3 protein-coding genes are annotated in these 2,492 nt (G+C 62.8%); all 3 read left to right on the top strand.

Translation table 11 applies throughout. The features are described 5' to 3' along the window. The coding region (locus tag FLM9_RS01420) for a flavin reductase family protein (RefSeq protein WP_143324543.1) at window positions 1–288 on the top strand (288 nt) is incomplete at its 5' end. A gap of 29 nt (window positions 289–317) precedes the next feature. Next, a complete protein-coding gene (locus tag FLM9_RS01415; RefSeq protein WP_074456926.1) occupies window positions 318–2,093 on the top strand; it encodes a diflavin flavoprotein in 1,776 nt (591 codons plus the stop codon). A 30-nt stretch (window positions 2,094–2,123) separates the two neighbouring features. Then, window positions 2,124–2,456 (top strand): PIN domain-containing protein, encoded by a 333-nt coding sequence (locus FLM9_RS01410; protein WP_074456925.1) that lies wholly within the window; start codon window positions 2,124–2,126, stop codon window positions 2,454–2,456. The last annotated feature ends 36 nt before the right edge of the window (window positions 2,457–2,492 follow it).

Here is a 2,492-nt window from a genome sequence, read left to right as displayed (position 1 = left end):
TTTGTGCTCAACATCCTCTCCCAGGACAACCATCAGCAACTGCTGCGCCACTTCCTCAAGCGCTTCCCCCCCGGTGCCAACCGCTTTGCAGGGGTACACATCCTGCCCAAAGCCGCACCAGGGGGGCCGGTGCTGGCCGATGCCCTGGCCTTTCTGGGGTGTTGTGTCCGCCAACGGCTGGAGGCGGGTGACCACTGGATCATCTATGCAGAGGTGGAAAGCGGTCGGGTGGCAGACCAGGAAGGGCAAACCGCAGTCCACCACCGTAAGGTGGGCAACCACTACTGAACCGATTCATCACACCGTCCGGGGCCAGCATGCGGCGCGTCATCACCCTGCCTGTTGCAGATCAACTGCTCTGCCTGCGGGGCCTCAGCCCGGAGCGGCTGCGCTTTGAGATGGAATACGGCCTGGAGCGGGGCACCAGTGCCAACAGCTTCTTCATTCCCGGTCCCGAGGCCACGTTGATCCATCCCCCTGGGGAGTCGTTCCGCGAGCCCTTCCTTGAAGCGCTCAAGCAGCACTGTCCTCTTGAGCACCCCCTTGCGGTGGTGGTGGGCCATGTCAACCCCAATCGGGTGGGTCTGCTGCGCCACATGGGCACGGTTTATCCCCGGCTACGGCTCCTGGCTTCCAGTGCTGGCGTCAAGCTGCTGCAAGATCTCTGGACACCCCCACAGCGCCAAGTGGGTTCCGCCCCATCGGCAGATGCGGACCCGCTGCCGCCCTTGCCGCCCTTGCGGGTCATCCGCGCTGAGCACCAGATGTCTGTAGGTGAACCCGACGACCACTGGCAACTGCGATTGTGGCCTGCACCCACGCCCCGCTGGCCCGGTGGACTCCTGGCCCATGAAGACCGTTACGGGATTCTCTTCAGCGGCAAATTCTTCGCGGCCCATGTTTGCACGGAGGACCTGGAAGAATCCCATGGCGTTCTCCATGAAGAAGACCGCCGCTTCTACTACGACTGCCTGATGGCCCCCATGGCCCAGCAGGTGGACAACGTGGTGGACCGTCTGGAGGAGGTCAGCATTCAGATCTTGGCGCCAGGTCACGGACCCATGATCAGCCAAAGCTGGCGCAGTCTTTTCAATGACTACCGCCGCTGGGGAGAGGGTCAGCGGCGCTCCACTTTGAGTGTGGCACTGCTCTTTGCCAGTGCCTACGGCAACACTGCCGCACTGGCTGCCGCACTGGGGCAGGGTGTTGCCAAGGCCGGCGTGCGGGTGCAAAGCATGAATTGCGAGTTCAGCGACGCGGACGCCCTGCGCCAGGCCATTCACGGCAGCCAGGCTTTGCTCATTGGCTCCCCCACCCTGGGGGGGCATGTGCCCACACCCGTCATGGCGGCATTGGGAACGGTGTTGGCAGAAGCGGAACGCACCACACCAGTGGGGGTCTTCGGCAGCTACGGCTGGAGTGGAGAGGCCATTGACCTGCTGGAGACGAAGTTGCGGGACTGTGGATTTCCCTTTGCCTTCCCCACCCTGCGGGTGCGCTTCTCCCCTGATGACGCCACCTTGAAGCGCTGTGAGGAAATCGGCACGGATCTGGGCCAGACGTTGCAGCGGCAGCAACAGCAGCGGCGGCGCGTTGTCGGCGGCCTCAAGGACAGCAGCAGTGGGCCATCCCTCCAGGCCCTGGGTCGGGTGCTGGGCTCCCTCTGTGTGCTGACCGCCCGCCATGGCGCCCTGAGTGGGGCCATGGTGGCCAGTTGGGTGTCCCAGGCCAGCTTCACCCCCCCAGGCATCACGGTGGCGGTGGCCAAGGATCGGGCCGTGGAGCAGTTGCTGCACAACGGCAACCACTTCGCCCTCAACGTGCTGGCCGCAGGACGGGAAAAGGGTCCCATGAAGCACTTCCTGCAACCCTTTGCCCCCGGCGCCGACCGTTTTGCCGGACTGGAGATAACGGAGAGTCCCCATGGCCAACCCCTGCTGCAGGAGGCCCTGGCCTGGCTGGAGGTGCAGGTCTGTCAACGCATGGAGTGCGGTGACCACTGGCTGATCTACGGCCATGTGGAACATGGAGCCCTGCTGGACGAGAAAGGCCGGACGGCTGTCCATCAGCGGCGCAGCGGGACCTACTATTAAGCATTGTCAACACCGCAGCCTGTACACAGCATGGAAAAGGTCTTCATCTATTGGGACAACTCGAACATTTTCCACCAGGCCCAGCGCCTCGCGGAGGAGGTTGAGAATGGCCCGGATGCACGTTTTCGGGTTCGCGTCAACTTTGACAACCTGCTGCGCCTGGCCCACGGGGATCGCCTTGTGGAAAAGGCCCTGGCGGTTGGTTCCGTGCCGCCGGAAATGCAGCAACTCTGGAACCAGATGAAAAGCAAAGATGTTAAAGTATCCCTTTATGATCGGGGTTCACAGGAGCGTAGTGAACAGGGTGTCCCAGACAAGATTCTACAACTGGCCATGCTGGAAGGTGGCAGCGTCACCACTTGATCCCCTCAACTCGCCAGCGCATCAGAGCTTGCCAGC

The organism is Candidatus Synechococcus spongiarum (assembly GCF_900047545.1).
GTDB lineage: Bacteria > Cyanobacteriota > Cyanobacteriia > PCC-6307 > Cyanobiaceae > Synechococcus_B > Synechococcus_B spongiarum_C.
The sequence above is the reverse complement of the archived record's forward strand: the minus strand, read 5'-3'. Positions and strand labels throughout refer to the sequence as shown.

Excerpts from the sequence above, each read along its gene's own strand:
- FLM9_RS01415 (WP_074456926.1), top strand. The coding sequence starts at position 318 with ATGCGGCGCGTCATCACCCTGCCTGTTGCAGATCAACTGCTCTGCCTG.
- FLM9_RS01410 (WP_074456925.1), top strand. The coding sequence starts at position 2,124 with ATGGAAAAGGTCTTCATCTATTGGGACAACTCGAACATTTTCCACCAG.